The 16,477-nt window shown below is 37.8% G+C and carries 23 protein-coding genes; 4 read left to right on the plus strand and 19 right to left on the minus strand.

All coding sequences use genetic code 11. From position 1 onward, the window contains the following. Positions 1–145 precede the first annotated feature (145 nt). From BMY78_RS14745 to BMY78_RS14755, 3 genes are all read right to left on the minus strand, one after another. Positions 146–481, minus strand: coding sequence for a YolD-like family protein (locus BMY78_RS14745; RefSeq protein WP_090899944.1), 336 nt, complete (start codon positions 479–481; stop codon positions 146–148). A gap of 13 nt (positions 482–494) precedes the next feature. Further along, positions 495–752 carry a hypothetical protein gene (locus BMY78_RS14750; protein WP_143067036.1) on the minus strand — a complete coding sequence of 86 codons (258 nt, stop codon included), beginning with the start codon at positions 750–752 and terminating at the stop codon, positions 495–497. 350 nt (positions 753–1,102) lie between these two features. Continuing rightward, the gene (locus tag BMY78_RS14755; RefSeq protein ID WP_090899949.1) at positions 1,103–1,390 is read right to left on the minus strand and encodes a hypothetical protein; all 288 of its coding nucleotides are present in this window, start codon (positions 1,388–1,390) and stop codon (positions 1,103–1,105) included. 267 nt (positions 1,391–1,657) lie between these two features. Here BMY78_RS14755 and BMY78_RS14760 point away from each other — a divergent pair, with 267 nt between their 5' ends. Then, positions 1,658–2,329: an SOS response-associated peptidase gene (locus tag BMY78_RS14760; RefSeq protein WP_090899952.1), complete on the plus strand. Its 672-nt coding sequence runs from the start codon at positions 1,658–1,660 to the stop codon at positions 2,327–2,329. A 112-nt stretch (positions 2,330–2,441) separates the two neighbouring features. Here the strand turns inward: BMY78_RS14760 and BMY78_RS14765 are convergent, their stop codons facing one another. Next, on the minus strand, positions 2,442–2,870 hold the full coding sequence (locus BMY78_RS14765) for a hypothetical protein (RefSeq protein ID WP_090899955.1): 429 nt from the start codon (positions 2,868–2,870) through the stop codon (positions 2,442–2,444). A gap of 23 nt (positions 2,871–2,893) precedes the next feature. Continuing rightward, positions 2,894–3,325, minus strand: a complete 432-nt coding sequence (locus BMY78_RS14770) for a hypothetical protein (RefSeq protein ID WP_090899958.1) — start codon at positions 3,323–3,325, stop codon at positions 2,894–2,896. A 261-nt stretch (positions 3,326–3,586) separates the two neighbouring features. Here BMY78_RS14770 and BMY78_RS14775 point away from each other — a divergent pair, with 261 nt between their 5' ends. Together BMY78_RS14775 and BMY78_RS14780 are read left to right on the plus strand one after the other, a co-directional pair. Beyond that, positions 3,587–4,294, plus strand: coding sequence for a hypothetical protein (locus BMY78_RS14775; protein WP_090899961.1), 708 nt, complete (start codon positions 3,587–3,589; stop codon positions 4,292–4,294). An 18-nt stretch (positions 4,295–4,312) separates the two neighbouring features. Beyond that, positions 4,313–4,867: a hypothetical protein gene (locus tag BMY78_RS14780; protein WP_090899963.1), complete on the plus strand. Its 555-nt coding sequence runs from the start codon at positions 4,313–4,315 to the stop codon at positions 4,865–4,867. A gap of 1,112 nt (positions 4,868–5,979) precedes the next feature. Here the strand turns inward: BMY78_RS14780 and BMY78_RS14785 are convergent. From BMY78_RS14785 to BMY78_RS14815, 8 genes are all read right to left on the minus strand, one after another. After that, complete coding sequence (locus BMY78_RS14785; RefSeq protein ID WP_090899966.1) at positions 5,980–6,147, minus strand: aspartyl-phosphate phosphatase Spo0E family protein; 168 nt, start codon at positions 6,145–6,147, stop codon at positions 5,980–5,982. A 123-nt stretch (positions 6,148–6,270) separates the two neighbouring features. Then, complete coding sequence (locus BMY78_RS32840; RefSeq protein ID WP_177185743.1) at positions 6,271–6,423, minus strand: hypothetical protein; 153 nt, start codon at positions 6,421–6,423, stop codon at positions 6,271–6,273. Further along, entirely contained in the window at positions 6,420–7,793 is a 1,374-nt protein-coding gene (locus BMY78_RS14790; RefSeq protein ID WP_090899970.1) for a hypothetical protein, read from the minus strand. The genes BMY78_RS32840 and BMY78_RS14790 overlap by 4 nt, the downstream gene beginning before the upstream one ends. Positions 7,794–8,175: 382 nt before the next feature. Continuing rightward, a complete protein-coding gene (locus tag BMY78_RS14795) occupies positions 8,176–8,787 on the minus strand; it encodes a DUF4073 domain-containing protein (protein ID WP_090899973.1) in 612 nt (203 codons plus the stop codon). A 203-nt stretch (positions 8,788–8,990) separates the two neighbouring features. Continuing rightward, a complete protein-coding gene (locus BMY78_RS14800) occupies positions 8,991–9,533 on the minus strand; it encodes a hypothetical protein (RefSeq protein ID WP_090899976.1) in 543 nt (180 codons plus the stop codon). 387 nt (positions 9,534–9,920) lie between these two features. Beyond that, positions 9,921–10,169: a DUF1963 domain-containing protein gene (locus BMY78_RS33310; protein WP_090899978.1), complete on the minus strand. Its 249-nt coding sequence runs from the start codon at positions 10,167–10,169 to the stop codon at positions 9,921–9,923. Continuing rightward, positions 10,166–10,339 (minus strand): hypothetical protein, encoded by a 174-nt coding sequence (locus BMY78_RS33315; protein ID WP_256222131.1) that lies wholly within the window; start codon positions 10,337–10,339, stop codon positions 10,166–10,168. Before BMY78_RS33315 ends, BMY78_RS33310 begins: the two co-directional genes overlap by 4 nt. Positions 10,340–11,253: 914 nt before the next feature. Continuing rightward, positions 11,254–11,610 (minus strand): hypothetical protein, encoded by a 357-nt coding sequence (locus tag BMY78_RS14815; protein ID WP_090899980.1) that lies wholly within the window; start codon positions 11,608–11,610, stop codon positions 11,254–11,256. A gap of 522 nt (positions 11,611–12,132) precedes the next feature. On the opposite strand from BMY78_RS14815, the gene BMY78_RS14820 reads away from it, so the two are divergent. Continuing rightward, the gene (locus BMY78_RS14820) at positions 12,133–12,624 is read left to right on the plus strand and encodes a hypothetical protein (protein ID WP_090899983.1); all 492 of its coding nucleotides are present in this window, start codon (positions 12,133–12,135) and stop codon (positions 12,622–12,624) included. 1,052 nt (positions 12,625–13,676) lie between these two features. On the opposite strand, the gene BMY78_RS33755 is transcribed toward BMY78_RS14820, so the two are convergent. The 6 genes from BMY78_RS33755 to BMY78_RS14845 form a co-directional block, all read right to left on the minus strand. Further along, a complete protein-coding gene (locus BMY78_RS33755) occupies positions 13,677–13,832 on the minus strand; it encodes a hypothetical protein (protein WP_306459205.1) in 156 nt (51 codons plus the stop codon). 17 nt (positions 13,833–13,849) lie between these two features. Beyond that, a complete protein-coding gene (locus tag BMY78_RS33760) occupies positions 13,850–14,011 on the minus strand; it encodes a hypothetical protein (RefSeq protein ID WP_306459204.1) in 162 nt (53 codons plus the stop codon). A 73-nt stretch (positions 14,012–14,084) separates the two neighbouring features. After that, positions 14,085–14,279, minus strand: a complete 195-nt coding sequence (locus tag BMY78_RS33765; protein ID WP_339844114.1) for an MFS transporter — start codon at positions 14,277–14,279, stop codon at positions 14,085–14,087. Next, a complete protein-coding gene (locus BMY78_RS33770; protein WP_090899989.1) occupies positions 14,227–14,544 on the minus strand; it encodes a hypothetical protein in 318 nt (105 codons plus the stop codon). The genes BMY78_RS33765 and BMY78_RS33770 overlap by 53 nt, the downstream gene beginning before the upstream one ends. A gap of 96 nt (positions 14,545–14,640) precedes the next feature. After that, on the minus strand, positions 14,641–15,087 hold the full coding sequence (locus tag BMY78_RS14840) for a hypothetical protein (RefSeq protein WP_090899992.1): 447 nt from the start codon (positions 15,085–15,087) through the stop codon (positions 14,641–14,643). Between the two features lie 405 nt (positions 15,088–15,492). Continuing rightward, positions 15,493–15,888, minus strand: coding sequence for a hypothetical protein (locus tag BMY78_RS14845; protein ID WP_090899995.1), 396 nt, complete (start codon positions 15,886–15,888; stop codon positions 15,493–15,495). Positions 15,889–16,477: the final 589 nt, after the last annotated feature.

Consider the following 16,477-nt stretch of genomic DNA (forward strand, 5'->3'; position numbering starts at 1 on the left):
GGGGGACGAGTTGGGGGATGTCCCCGAACTTCAAATGAACCGTCAGTACAGCTCCGATGGATTACAAATCATATGTCCGAAACAACCCTATATAATAGAAGGAAAAAAACTGAGCCCCTGGAGTAATCCCTTGGGGCTCTATCAATTATCGGCTTGCCGCAGTAATTTCTTCGATCTTGATCCAACTATAATCCTCATCAGCGCGTACAAGTTTAATTCTCCTGTTTGGCTTATCGATCGATGTCACAACGCCCCGCATAATCTCGTCATCAAATGGGTTAAATACAGTCAACGTAACAGAGCGGCATTCTTGGTAAGATTCCAGGATCGCTTCCTCAATGAGCTGCATTTCCTGTTCATCCAAGGCAGGCTTCCCCCGTCTCTCTTGTTCCTTCATTTCGTTTAAGTATGCTTCCCGATGTTCTGGAAGAATAATGCGAGATCCTTCAAAGATCCCGTTAGCCGTCAATTTGCTCGACACATTGCATTCCTCCTCAGTATTCAGTCCAATAGCTTAAATCATTTGGCTGCGCCGGCGACGGTGCCTTAGGAAGCTTAGGCAGCTCAGACTCTCGTTCCCAGTCTTCCAAAATAACGATACTAGCCGTATCTGACTTGTCATCCCAATGTATGTATTCCGAGGCTATAAGAGCGTCCAGGGCAGCCATGACGTCTGGCTTATGCTTACCCGTTTTAACAGTCAATTCATGGATTGTAGGCAGCCGTCGCCGCCCACCACTGTAGTTGTACAAGATCCGTAGGACCTTACGTTGATAATCTGTCAACATGTTAACCACCTCGAATTCATTATATGCGAACATTTGTTCTTTTATAAACAACAAAAAAAACCAGTCGAGCAGACCAGGTACATTTATAGTAGCACTCATAGGAGAGAGTAATAATAGCTTACACCATGTTATGTAATTTTATTCTTGAAGGCAGGTATGGAGCAGATATTGAATAAATTCATAAGTTCTTCAGACAATAGAGATGCAGGCAACAGAGTAGGTAACCAGTTTGAAGTGCATCAAGATCGTAGAATTATTTGGGATTAGCAAAAACCCGCTAACCTTAGTAGTTGGCGGGTTTTCCTTTAGTAAGTTTAGAAACCGGAATCTTGTGTAACAATTCCTGAATAATAGGCTCTTACTTGTGATGGAGTAACTTGAACGATATTCGTTCTTTGAAGAGTGCCATAATAATGATCGGCATCAGTATAAAAATAGGTTGAAGGAATATTAGCATTTGATGGGTAATCTTGATAAACGGTCACACTTTTTTGTTTGTTCATAATCGTTACATCTGAAGCTTGGCTTGCCATTACTGGCACCGATATAGACAAAAGCGCAAGAGACAAAACAGAAGCAGTTAAGATTTTTTTCAAAGCCACAAGATCATCTCCTAGTATTTTATATGTATTACACAAACAACAATACTATATTTTTACATGTATTCATGTAACATTCGTTACATAATTAGGATAATCACACACCTCCTAACCCATAACTTACCGCATCTATCCTTTATGGCAAAACGATATAATTGGATTGAGATTTTTTAATGTATTTTTCAATCTTCAGGATTACTCCATAAACCAATGTTTGATCAATTTATTGTGTGATTATATATTGCAAAGACAATACAGGAGGTGTTTTGTATGTGTGGTAGATTTACAATCACTGACCCCATTGAAGCTATATTAGACCGGTACTATGCATCTATTGCAGATGGATTTGAGTACAAGCCTAATTACAACGCTGCACCTATGCAGTACATCCCCACCATTATAGGGAGCAAAGACGGCAATAGGCTGGGCTCACTCCGATGGGGACTGGTACCCGTTTGGGCCAAGGATGACAAGATCGGTAACAAGATGATTAACGCTCGAGCTGAGACACTAAATGAAAAGCCGGCCTTTAAACGACTGATCAGCTCCAAGCGTTGTATCATCCCATGCAGCGGATTCTACGAGTGGAAGAAAGAAGGGACAGACAAACAGCCGATGCGCATACTGATGAAGGATGAAAGTATCTTTTCATTGGCTGGCCTTTATGATACCTGGGCGGATCCGGACGGCAATAAGCTCAGCACATGCACCATCATTACTACTCAGCCCAATGAACTGATGGAAGACATCCACAATCGTATGCCGGTTATCCTGCGTCCAGAGGACGAGGCGGAATGGCTTGGAAGAGATAATGATGATGTTCAGTCGTTGCTCGGTCTGTTGAAGCCGTATCAAGCATCAGAGATGCGCGCATACGAAGTACCAAAGGGAGTAGGTAACGTACGTAATAACAACGAGGATTTGATTAGAGAAGTAGGCTGAACATGCCGCAAAGCTGCAGATAAATAAGAACTGAACACGTTGCTTGATAAAAATATATATGTGAACAAAAAAAGACACTGCCAGCATTATGCCAGCAGTGTCTTTTACCGATTCAATTTTGTTGTTTTAACAGATGTTCACATAGATTAACATACATCTCTTGCATCTGAAGAGATTTCAAAAGATATGATGGGTTAACATCTGCCGGCGCTATCAACTTCACAAGAGATACGAACTCATCATATGTTGGTGGAGAATCACTCAATAGGAAATCATCAGGAACTGAAAAGAATTTATTTCTTTCCTTTATATCTTCTATCTTCTCCCTGTGAAAATGCTCCATTTGTTCGTCTCTTGCACTAGTTTGTGCTTTTAGCCTGCGGTTAAATATGTATAACACATCAGTCAAAGAACGAGTTTGCTTTTCATTAAAATCGTGATCAAGTAGGAACATGAAATATGGATGTTCATCCGAGGCAACCACTGTTCTAATGAGCTTGATTTGATATTTCAAAAGCTCAAGCTGTTCATCTACATTCATTCCATTCCCACCTTGTAAATTATTTAAAATGCAATAAACATAATAGCCTTAGCTATTACTGTCGCTGCACCTTGTGGAATACTGCATTCGAATATTAAAAATCCAATTAAGTTTTTCTCTACTACTAGTTCAGTCTCTTCTATAAAGTTCGCGATAGATAAACGATTTTCTTTCACATAATCAGCATACTCTTTTTTACCTAGATATTCTAACAAATCTTCGAGCAGTTCCCCTCCATGCTTTAGAGCAAATACAAAGGCTGATTTTTTGAATCCCATTGTCGTAACAGTGCCATCATCAACTGGTTGTGGAGTAACAACTGGCGTTTCAATCTTTGCTCTGTCAACAGGATTCGGTGTGCTAGCAAATGCGGAGATTGGAGCAATAACAAATGATAGAGCGAGTACGGAAGTCGACATAGCTAATACCAATTTCTTTTTCATAGACGCAATCATTCCAATACCTCCAAATATTTGTATTTATGTTACTGGATCATAGTATTATATTTCCAATGTCGAAGTAAGGGGAAATGTGTAAAATATCTGTTAAATAAAAAAAAGGTTCCACCAGCGTTATACTAGTGGAACCTTTTCACCGATGCTATCGGATTTAAATATAGTGGCTGTAAATTGTTCCAATTTAAATATAACCACATTTTCCTGGGTCTGATAGACTATTTTATGTTGTTAATTATTACTATATCAGGAGGAAGAAGATTGAAAAAGCCTATTCAGAAAAAATGGTGGTTTTGGCTTATTGTTGTGATTATAGTTGCAGGGATTTTTGGAAACAAAGATGAGGAGAATTCTAAAAAAGACGAGGTTGCATCAACCGAAGTATCGATCCCGACTGAAAGCAAGTCAGAGACTATTGTAACTGAAAAATCAGTTGCTAAAACCCAGGAAGTAAAGGTAGCAAAAGAAAATGTAAAGAAGCAAGATCAGAAGGAACTAGAGATCCCTGGAAGTTTAAATATGACACCTGAAGAATTTCGAAAGTCATTTAACAAACGTGCTCAGGAAATCGGAAATTCGAAATTAAAAATAGGGAAGAAACTTGAGATACAAAAAGGAGCAGTTCAGGATGTATTTCAGTATATCATTACAGATTACATAGGTATCACTGGTTCCATTAACAAAGCTGATGGTTCTGTACGAGATGTTACAATGATCGGTCAAGGAAATGGAACCATGACATCTGGAGCTGATATTGTTCTAGCTATCGGTTTAGTTATTCTTTCTGTTAATCCCGATGTGCCCGCAAGTTCTGTCGCAAATATCCTTTCAGATATGCATATACTGGATGAAGGAGTTGACTGGAGTACAGTTGATGAATCAACCGAAGTAAACGGAATACGATACACTGTACTTGGTTCGGAAACGATCGGAATTATGTTTAGTGCTAGTGACGCAAACGATAAGTAATTTATAAAGGAGACTACTATGAAACGAGTAACAGCTCTACTATGTGCCATTACAATGTTTGGATTCATATTTAACGCATCTTACATCGAGGCTGCTACTGTAAATCCAAAGACTCTGTTAGAAAAGAAATTCCCACGGGAGCAGGTAAAGGTCAGTAAGTCAGTAGACCTAAACGTAGACAAAAAGAAGGAACACTTATTGATCACTGAATCAGGCAATTTTTATCTTATTAATTCCAAAGGTGTCATAGTACTTATAGATACAAATTACTATAGCGATGAAGAACCAACAATCCAAATCCTCAATGTTTCGGCTAAAGAAAAGCATGTAGCTGTTACTCTTGACTATTTACCATCAAATACAGAACTGCTCGTTTATAAATATCAGAATGGTACTCTTAAAAAGAAGTTATCTGTTATGGGTGATGTTGGAATAGAGATTTCGAAAACCGGGGAAATAATTCAAATGTGGAAGAATTACTATCCAGAAGGTGGTTGGAAGATCGCAGTTGCAAGCTATAAGTGGAATAGTAAGAAAGATAAATATGTAGGTTCAGGTGAATTACCACGATAAGACAAATAAGACTCTTTCGACTTAGTTTCGTGAGAGTCTTATTTTTGTTCAATTATGCAAAGCATAAACTAAGTATCAACTCCTCTTGCTTTGCCGACCTAGAGCATAAGCCGTCACATAATTGATCCTGCCGTCACCCAGTGCAGGTAAGTTTGTCTCTCCTGTTACGATAGAAATTTTATTTGCGCCAGCCACGCCCATACCGTCCCTTTGTTTCTGATGACGACAGAACCCTCTGTTTCGTAAGCCATGTTGAATCTACTTTTGCTCATAGAGAAAAGCACCCGTTTGGGTGCTCTTAGGTTAAACCTTGATTAATTTATTAAGTAGGAAGATGAAGTCCTCTTGTCCACCAACATGCGAGGTTAAACGGACACGGAGTAGATTCAGTACCTCCTCTGATTACTTAACGCTCAACATCTTCTTCAGAACGCTTGTTAAGTGATCTTTATATTTTGGGTCATCCTGATGCTTTCAGGGCTCAGCATATAGAATTTTATTACACATATAAACTCAAACCTCGATTTCTAAAATGTACTCGTTTGAGGGTAAGATTAAATTAATCTTTAAAGGCAGCGGTAGTTCAAACTCTTTTATAATCGCTCTTACATAGCACTCTGCACTTCGCTTCTGTATATCCCATGGGAAATAAATTGTGTGATTGTTCATTTACTGTCCTCCATGATGCCAGGCTTAGTATTTGAATTTCTTTTCTAGTCATGAGAGCATTATTTTTGCTGTGAATAAAAAACTTGCCTACCCTTAAACACTTCAAATGAATGAAAGCATTTTATGCTCTATTTGTGGATCAATAAACGTTGTAATCAATTAAAAATTATGTAACCAGACCCGTAGTAGAACTTATATTCAAACGATAAACTGCAAGATACATGAGTAGTGAGTTTTTAACCTTACTACTATCAATAATTTCTCACCATTCTTATAAGTCGTGAAAAATAATTATCCATTTTAGGATCATAGTTTTCTTTCATACAAATACACCTGAATTTTATTTATGGCTTTAACCCTTTAACCTGAGCAAGAGCTTGATTAATGTTCCACGATTCCCACGGCTCCATTACTCTATATCATAATTCACTAAGCACACGGATCTAACTGGATGATGTTTTTGTATCATTGTTGTGTTGATTTATTAATTCATCTAATAGTTCGGATTGTCTGATAACCAAAGGATGTTCAATACCATATATGTTAACTAACTTGTTTAAGACATCCCTCTCTTCTTCTATTTTTTCTTTAATTGTAGGATTAGTAGACATAACAAAATCACCTCTATAACTAATCCTAACTCTTTCTATTCAAATTTCAGATTGGTGAATATATACAAAAAAGACAATTAAAAAACCTCCATCCAAGGAGGTTTTGGACATTACTATTCTGTTTTACCAACCGCCAGCACCATGTGAGCTCGTTTTTATTATGGAAATATCTTTTTTTGGAATAACTTCGTAGTTATCAGCTGATACCTGATTAAATGGAGCAATTACCAAAATTGCTAAAGTCACAGCCAAAGAAACGATCATTATCTTCTTCATATAACTAATTCGACCTCCTTTAAAATTGCTTTATACTTATCTAGTTGATCCACTGTTGCTGAATGCCTCAATTTCTCAAATAAGCAGAAGCATCTGACCAGATAAGCATCATTATTTAGTTTAGCAGATATTGCCAAACTATCTAACACAAAGATTATACCAATATTAGGGCGTAGAGATCTAATATAATATTCAGCTAAATCAGCTAAGAAAATCACAAATCTGTCGTTAATTACTTGAGAAGTATATGTCCCCACCTTTTTCTGGGAGATTACCTGGTTTTGAATCATTTCGTTATAGCGCTCTAAAATATGGTCGATATTACAGGAGTATTTCAGCGCAGCTTTCACAACTTTGAATAGAGCCAGAAGTATTTCGTTATCGTTGCTAGCCAAAGAATCTACATAATTCTCAATTAATTGGATATCCCCTGTCATTATTCTATAAAGCATTCTATTCGCGGTGGCCCAGACTAAAAATTGTTTCTTTGTTTGCTCGGCTGCAGCGTCGGTTTCAACGATCCAACTGTGATCCTCATATTTTTCTAAATGATAAAAAGCTTCATTGAAATCCCGAGCCTCTTCAGCTACTGTCCCTAATATCAAATGCGAATACAAAATATACCCAAATAACACTTTTTTAGGTCCACTCACACTGATTTCATTTACTTTCCTTTTATGTTTTAAATCGTATTGTATTCTAGCTATTCGTCCCATTTCAGTGCTTAATTGTTTTGCTTTCTCCCAATTCTGCAAAGAAACATACAAGTTAACGAGATCTTTTATAGCATCAAGTTGTTCTAATTCACCCAACCTTGTGACAAAAGGTTCGAATACAAGAGCAAGTTCATAATTGATATGCTGATCATTCCCTAGTGATAATTTGAAGATTCTATATTGACACACAGCTAACCTTTCGGCATGCTGATAACGTTCTCCTTCTGAGACTTTTTTATAGATAAGAAGTGATGCCGTGGTATTGCCTCCCTCATACAGAGATTCAGCAAAATCAAATAGTGAAGAAATATAGTAAGATTTCTCCAACATAAGATCAACAACTTTTTCAATACAGAATAGTTTATTTAACTGTGAGCATCTAGTTAGAAACGGCCGTAACCTTCTCCAGTCTGTTGATGGATCAAGCAGCAGCTCATCTACATATAGATCATAAAAAGTGCCCTCTTCAAGTCCCATCGTGTATGTCATTCTATCAAGAGCTTTAATCGGAATGAGCTGAGAACCATTGATAAAGCGACTAAGAGTTCCAGAATTTATACCCGATATTTCAGCAAAATGATAAACAAGCATTTGATTTTCTTCTATGTAATTTAACAACTCTGCCCGAATTGTTTGTTGAGTTTTCACTTCCAAGGATGATTTCACCTCCACTGATAAAAATCCATTTTTTATGTCTTTATCATCTATATAGGTAATGATATGGATTATTCTACCATCGGTCAATGCATTTTTCTGCAAAAATACTTAAACAATTTAATTTCGCAGAATTATAAGCTAACTTTTTATACGAACAACAAAAAAAGGTTCTAAATTAACGCGGCCCTTTTAGGAACTTCATTTAAAATTAGGTTTGATTTGAACCAGTAATCACTAGTAAATTCGCAGTTGTTTAATTAATCGGCTTATCTAATGAAATTTTATTTGGCTTACTTCAACATTTTAAAACAAGAACCCAAATCAAAAATATAATGATTGGGGTTCTTCTAAAACTGAACATTCTCTTCACTTTATGAAATTAGTAATCATAAGATGTTGGCGTTCCTGCTGGGAATGGATCACGAGCCGCTTCTCGAACTTGTACAACGTCACCGGATTGCATGGGTACTACTTGATCCACATTCAATGCAACCCACTCTCCACCATTCCGAGAATATTCAAGCGTCGACAATGACGTGGATAGCGAATTGTTTCCAGTTAGGACATAAACATTAGATGTGAATGTAAAACTTTTGGCTGGTCCTGCTGGAAGAAAATCGTTTGCACTTTCGCGAAGAAGGATCGTAAGGTCTCCAGGGAATTGTGGTGGATTTGCCTCATTATACGTAGTCCACGTTTCTCCGTCATTTGAGGAATACTCCATTGCTGATGATATATACGCTTTTTCAAATGTGTTACTAGCATCATTAATACGAATATACATTGCTACATTTTCTACAAAGCTAACAAACTTCGTTTTCCCAGATGGAACCTGACTAACTGGATCAGCTTTAACTCTAACTCTTACAGATACGCTTCCAGGGAAAATCGGAGGGTTTACTTCATCATAAGTAATCCATTTCACACCATCGTCGATGGAAGGCAAGTAACAGTCAATGGCCTTTGCCGAGCGAACCTGGTAACGATCCATGTCCAGCTGAACTTTCGCCGTACAAAAATAGGTTTCAATGGCCCAACGTTTACTGTAATAGCCTAAAACTTATGTTTTTCAATCCAAATCTTCTAATTCTTTATATTACAAACAATGTATGTTTGCTTGCTTTTTATTACATTTACATTTCTATCATTTGCTTCAAATAAAAAAGACAACAGTTTTCTGTTGTCTGCTGGCTATTAATATATGTACGCTTCATTAAGATATTCGATTGCAAGTTCGAAACTTTGATTTATTTCGTTTAATTTATTCAATGCCTCTTTGTTAAATTGATTTTCAGTCAACTTGTCTTTACCATCGTAATGATCCTTAATGAATTTAACAAGTTCAGTTTTTTGTTCAGCTATACTTTTTAGTAGAAAATTGCTTTCTCTTGTATAACTTTTAATCATTTCTGCCAACTGTTTTTTGGCAGCAGCAAGGTCCTTTTTGATCTTTTCTTTCTCCTTTTTCAAGACTTCGATTGAGTTTTTACTTGATTTATTTTTTACTGCTTGGTTGTACTTTACTGTCGCCTGTTTTAATTTTTCTGTGAGTGAAGCAACTTCTGTACCTAATACTACTTTGAGTTTTTTTTGTGCCTTCTTAATCTCTTTTACATTGTCTTTGTAGTCCTCAAAATAAATTCTTTCAATCTCACTAGTAGACATTGATCTTGCTGCAAACACTTGGACTGGAAAAATTAAAGTAAATAACATAACTAACAATAATGCTTTTCTCATATGTATCCCCTTATATACTTAGTTTCAGATTTCATTTTAAGTTAAATAAAGGAATCAATCAATAGATATTATTGCAGGGTTATATTCATGAGTAAAACAAGAAATTACTATTAAAGCTCAAAAGTACATTCACTAAACTGGGTCACTGTGAAGTTGTACGTAAGGAATTCAAATTGTGCATCAGAAGATAATTCGTTATGAACTTGTACACTTGTACCATTAAAGGACAAGAACTTCTACCTATTGCTGTATAATTCCTCTTTTCACTCTCAATTTCCCCGGGTCCATGGCTAAACTTTCAGATTAGCCGCTTCAACTTATTTACTTCCCATTGGGTAGAAAAATCTGCTTTTTATCGCCAGATTATCTTATCTGGCCGTCAAACCCTCAATAACAATCCCAATGCATGTGCCATTCACCATTCGAACGAGACCTTAACAGTACATCGTCCCCGTTGTCACCCACCATAACTCCCGGCTTTTCCTCGCTTCCGATCTGCATGATAAACTGAAAATCTTCTAAGGAAACCGGTGACTGGATATAGGATGCGTATCCTCCTATTTTCGTTTGCGGGTAACTGTCGAATTCATCGAAGAACTGATCGTGCGCAGCTTCATCCTCATTCACTTCCGTCAAGTCAACATATTTCCAAGCCTCTTCCCAGCATGGGTAATCATCGCTGCTCCTTCCAGTGTTATCATCAATTGCAGCTCTTCCACCGACTGATGCTCGATGAGCAGCCAGCCTTCTCCGTTCTTGACAGGATAGATCGGAAGCTGTTTCCTGTTCAGAAACAGCTGGATCAAGCTTGCCTTCCCCACACCTCTGCTGGAGTTTTTTGTGAGTTATATAGCCAAAAACCAATCGAGAAAATTTTAGTTCAGGAAATCGCGAATAAGTCAGGATATAACCGTAGCACCTTTTATCAATACTTTACTCTGATATATACGAATTGTTAGATGCTCTCGAAAATGACTTATTGAGCGACATAAAAGAAGAATTGGCGAAAAAAGAGCTATCGATGCATGCGGTTCAAGATGCGCTCCATTGTCTGGACAAAAAAAGAACATCTTTTGGTTCTCAATGCCCTTTTAGGTGTTTATGGAAGTCCCCGTTTTTTAAAACGCTAAAAAAAGAAATCACTCTAAATCGGTTAATTAAATGTTCCGCAAAACCCTTCCTTAACGCCATATTTGATTGAGTTTTACCTGTCAACCTCCCTTTCCTTATTTCGTCTTTGGCTCCAGCGACAAAAGGATTTATCGTCAGAAGAGTTTTTCAAGTTAGTGGACAACCTCTGTTCAAAAGAGGTTACGTCCTATTCTAAAGAACGAGTTAATCGGTGTGTAGTACAATAAAAAACTTGCCCTTCCTTGTGGTACGATTCAGGAATGATCTTAAACTATCCTACCCGTTAGTTTAATGAATTAACGGTTATAAAACTCCTCACTTAGATATTCATCTAATCGGCAATCGGACTAGTTCTTGTCCTTGGCTCAGGACAAGAACTTGTACCGATAAATTAAAAAAGCCGCTAAATTAGCGACTTCAATGGGACCATGTTCTGGTCCCTCAACACTTGTACAAATCCTTTATTTTGCTACAGGGCATTTTTTTGTTTTTAGTTTTCCTACATGAATTATTTTTTGTTTTCAATTTTTGTTAACTAGAAAATATTGTGTCCCCATATAACATTTTTTATTCATTTTATTATTTGATGTCACTCCCCTACTATAAGCTTCCTATACCAGAATGAATACGGCTTCTTCTTAAATCCCTTCAGCTGAGTAAAATGTGCAGTCTTTTGAAGCTTCCGCTCATGATACTCTGACATTCCAAATATCTCGACGATTGTTTCCGGAGACGTATCCAGGAATAAGCCATCAGGCAACATGCCATTCCAAGTCGGATAATACTTTAGGTTGTACGGCGGCCGGATAATCTGCCGCTGCTGACAATGGCATTCGTTGTAGATATCCCGCTCATAGGAACTGTCAACTACCACTCCATGAGAACTGATCGGTATTGACGTCATGGAACGAAACTCTACCGGCTTCTCATACCCCGTATCGGTCACCCCTCCTCCAACTGAATAGGGTCACCTATTCCGCTTAACGAATGGAGGGCATCCTCCCATTTGTTCTTTTTGCAAAGGATCTCGAACCGAGTGTTACTCGACAAATGCTTCCCTTTAATGATGTGATGCGTATCACTGAACACACGCACTTCCTAAAAAAGAAGAAGCGTCATGAGATAGAGGTTATGTTTGTTCTTAACGCTATACGCAGCTTTCGAGATTTCCCCTTTCCCAGCAAACACCATGTTCTTGTCCATTTTTGGTGCAACATCAGTTGCCCTTTCCGCCAGCACCGCCCGGAAACAGCCAATTGCGCTTATAGTATCTCTAAAACCAACTGAACGAAACTTCCCGTGAGAGCTTATTCATGAATAAGCTTTTTATAAGCTGGATAGACTTTATACATGAAAATTATGCTTGAATTCATTAATGTCGATCAGCAATCTGCTCATAAACGTCATTCACAAATAATGATGTGTGAGTTTATTCAGTCAATCTAGAATTTACGAAGGGAGAGTGTATATGGACGCATTTAAATACCAACCTGGATTCGGACCTGATGATAAAAATAAACTTGATATTGTAAATACAATTCTAATTGAAATTCCCCCTAAACATACCATTAGTATGCATTGTGATTTTTTGGGAGAAAAAGAGAACACGACGTGTATTTACTCTTTGCAAACCGGAGCAAAAATATGGCATCAAAATAAAAATGATAGATTACAAAATGGTACAAATGACTACACAATACCAATTTTTCACTTGGACAACTACTCATCAGCCCTAGCAATGTCAAATTTAAAAACAGCATGGCATAAGATAGATCCTGCTTCTTCTTCTTGGTACCAATCAAAAAATGTTGTATTTAATCGCATGGATATAGCAATGACAATTAACAATGACATAGATATTTACAATCCCATTTATAGTATAGTTGGTGATGGCAATCTTGATTTACCGGAAATTAGATACTATATACGCATTACGGATCCCTCCAAAGCTCCAAAATGAGTTGTAGTAGTTAGTATCACTTTTAACGTTAACCGTTCCACCCGTAATTATCTTAAAAAGTAACCAAGTAAGTAGAGTAAAAACAAATGTCCTGCCGTCATGGGTGGATTGGCCGGTTATACAAAGAATCAATGGGAAACGGAGCTATGGTAGCAGGGTTTAAACATAACTCGAAGGATCTCAATGGCATCTTCTGCACGAGAGTTTATATATTTGAGGACTTGTGCATTGAAATTCACTATGTGAACGTGAATAGTGTTGGAAGCAAATAACTCATTCATAATTGTGCTGATCTGCAAGGCAGCCATCACATTAAATTTTAAAATAAACATAAGTAAATCACGGCAGTCCAGCATGCAATTCAGTAGTTCTCCATTTCACCACCTCAAATAAAAAGACGAGACTACTAAATCTCGTCTTTGAACCTAATTAACATGAGCGTTTTACATAAGTAGCCCATCTTTCTCCACCGTGTGATGTCCTATTATGTTCATCTGCATCTGCTTTAGCATCAGCGCTATTAGTTCTACATTGACCATACCATCCTCCGAAATGACCATTACACAGTGCCTGCCATCCCTGAGCTAGAGCTGGATTAGTAACCACTGATATTGTCATAATGTTAGAATCTTGTGGATTCATCATTACTTCAGGGACAGGATGATAATAATAATGAGCTGGAGGCATTGGATAATAGTATTGAGGGTAGAAAGTAAGATGGACATGGCTGGTTATCATACCAAGCAGCAGACTTTACATTTTTTAATGCTGCAGTATTAAAACAAACTTGTTTGGACGATGCTTGCCCGCAGACAGGTGGTCTACCATCCTTGTATTCGATATAACAATTTCCCATTACGTTTGCTCCTTTAAAGTTATTGTTAGAACTAACAGTAACTTATTCTAAGCACATGCCTATGGTTCCATCGACACATTCATTTCACCAAATAGAACATTGATCATTTGCCAACTCGAAATCACTAGAAGTCTTTTAAGCGTCCCCAGGTGCCCTACTTTATCGCCATTTTCGAAAATGGATGCTCATCTCCCGCCTAATTTTCTGCCAAAGTGTTGCTTAGTTCAGCATCTTCCCCCGTACGCTTGATGAAGAACGACAGAACCAAACCAAGGATACCAATGCCTACAAGAACAAGATACGAATCGTTGATACCTTGTATCATTGCTCCCAGTTTCAATTTGTCTGTCAATGCGGCCCCTGAAGCTGCTATTTTATTCCAATGGCTCGTGTCTGCGAAGACATAACCGTTACGAGCAAGGATGTTCCGATCGCTCCGGCAACCTGGCGTATAGTATTAGTAATAGCCGTTCCATGACCGTTTAACTTAGCCGACAGCTCATTCAATCCCACTGTTTGAATAGGCATCATAAGCATTCCCATCCCAATTCGTCTCGCAGACGACATTAGTAGCAGAAAGATATAGCTCGTCGATTCCGTCAGGTTAATAAAGCCTAGGGTCGTACCGATCGTAATAAGCTGCCCAATAATACTTCCGCTTGGCTCCGAAGCGATCAAACAGCCTACCTGTAACAGGCATCAGAAAACCCATGATGAGTGCTCCGGGAAGCATAAGCAGGCCTGCTTCAATTGCTGTATAGCCGCGGGCATTTTGAAGATATAGTGGCAGAAGCATCATAATCTGCAAACATAATCATCGTTACCGCTGTACCATATTTTCCGCCATAACGCTGATAGGCTCGAAGTACCTGTTTTTTCGCATTCGCATCGCGATCCACTCGTTTACGCTTTAAATACGCGTAATACCCACTTCGGGAAACCCCAAACACACGAGCGAGTTTTTGGACATCTCCGTAGGATGCTACCTTGTCCATGATCTGATATCTTTCCTGTATAGCTTCCTTTTTCAGTTCAAAGGAATACGTTTTAAATTTCTGTCCCATAAAAATACACCCCCTAGAATTCATCCTCTAAACCCGGGGGTTTTTCCAATGTCTATTCTAAGGGGTGCACTACATGGGATTTTGTGGTTTTTGAGTTTAGATAGGGATCTCTGTTCCAAACTCTCCGTTACGTTCGCCAACGGGCAATTCGTGATTAAGATATCTTTCGATAGGTCTGTTGCTACCATACTGACTAGCCCATCGAACAGTATAGGCATAATCAGTATTATATATTGCCCAATTTAATTCACCAGCCCGGTAAATACCCCAATTGTGTGAATCCAAAAGGTAGAAGTTTCCATCTTGAGTAACAGTAAGTGTTTGATAGTCCTTTATTTTAACAGCTGCTGGACCTTTTTGTGCAGGAAATGATACCTGTCCGACATGTCTATCATTTGGAACAAAAAATCCGTCACAATCGAAATTTGAAGAAGTTGCTTCACCTGGTTTTAAAGGAAAACAACTATTATCAAAACCGCCTACCGGATCTCCACCATACACACATAAAATTTCATTTGTCTTATTTATTATTCTACCATTCATAACTAATCCTCCTACATAGGCCAATGGACTTTTGTTCGGATCTCACGGGGTACGAACACCAAGACGCTGTTGTCAGGAAAAATCATAGTTCTTCAATTTAAAATCTTCCTTCAAAAGAAGATCTCCAATAACTTCTTCTATAACTATGCCCGTTAAGTGATCAAAGAAAGCAGCTAATTATTTTAAACTACTCGACAGCGCCTCGGTTAATGACACCAAATGAATGGGAAAAATAGTTGTTAGATTAATAACCCCGCGCAATCAGGGATGATCTCAAGGTAAGTTTCAATGCTTGTGGCCTGTCAGCGCTCGTAGGCGCGCATAGACAATTTAGAATTTTGAAGGCTATCGGCTTCCATAGGATTACCAATTGGGAGTCAATCAACAGCTCTTACGGTTAGTAAATTATTGTTCTTCAAGGTGAACATACATCGAGCCGGGAGCAGTATCTTGATTAGAGATAGTAACATCAATATCGAAATCGAATTTTCTATCTATATTTGTTGCAACTTCCCCACTAAATATAATACTTTGATCATTAGACTTTTTGATTTCAACAAATAAATTAACACCAGGGCAATCGCATGGATATTGTCCCCCAGCTTTTTTGCACATAAACACTTTTGCCCTGTTCTTCACATGCCACTGCTTTGGACCATCCTCTTTTGTTAATTCAATTACTTCTTGTGCAACACGAACTCTTTCTAAAGTTGCTGTACCACCGTTATCATCATCAACCATAAAACTATTTTGTTCAAGATTTGTTTCAGAATCGTGAAAATTCTCGTGTGAATATTGCATTTCTATTCCTCCTGTATTGAGTTTCTGGATTGTCGATTTCAATTGCAATTGAGGTATTATATTGCAAACTTATTGTTTCCTAACAAAGTAAATCTAATCTTAATAATATATGGAAAGAACATTACAAATTGATTTTAGTTCATTAACGTAATTAACTGGACAGTGAGTAGTTCTTATGAAAAAATCGAGGCATAGAAAAATAACCCAACTGAGCTAATCATTCTCACACGAAAGGAATAATCGCCAGATGAATCTCAAATTTTTTGATCAAATTCTATAATGTCCAAATAGTTCACTTTTTTCTTTGTACTTATTATTTTGTTTTTTCTAATCCCTGCAAGTTTTTGCCCTAGGTTAGTCTAACGAACTTTTACTGATAAAAAACCGGACAACGAGAGAATGTCTTTGAACCGATGCAGAAATTTACCAAAATGACGGGAATGACGTCTTCAGCATGGTTATAGTCCTCATTAAGGTAATACCACTTCCAAAACTTTTCTGACTGATGACATTATTATTTAAATCAGGTCATGGAAAGGATGCGTTAGGTCAATTCCTCGGCTGTGTATTACAAGCTGTTCACCGATGA

It is taken from the genome of Paenibacillus sp. OK076 (assembly GCF_900110055.1).
In the GTDB taxonomy this organism is placed as follows: Bacteria; Bacillota; Bacilli; order Paenibacillales; family Paenibacillaceae; genus Paenibacillus.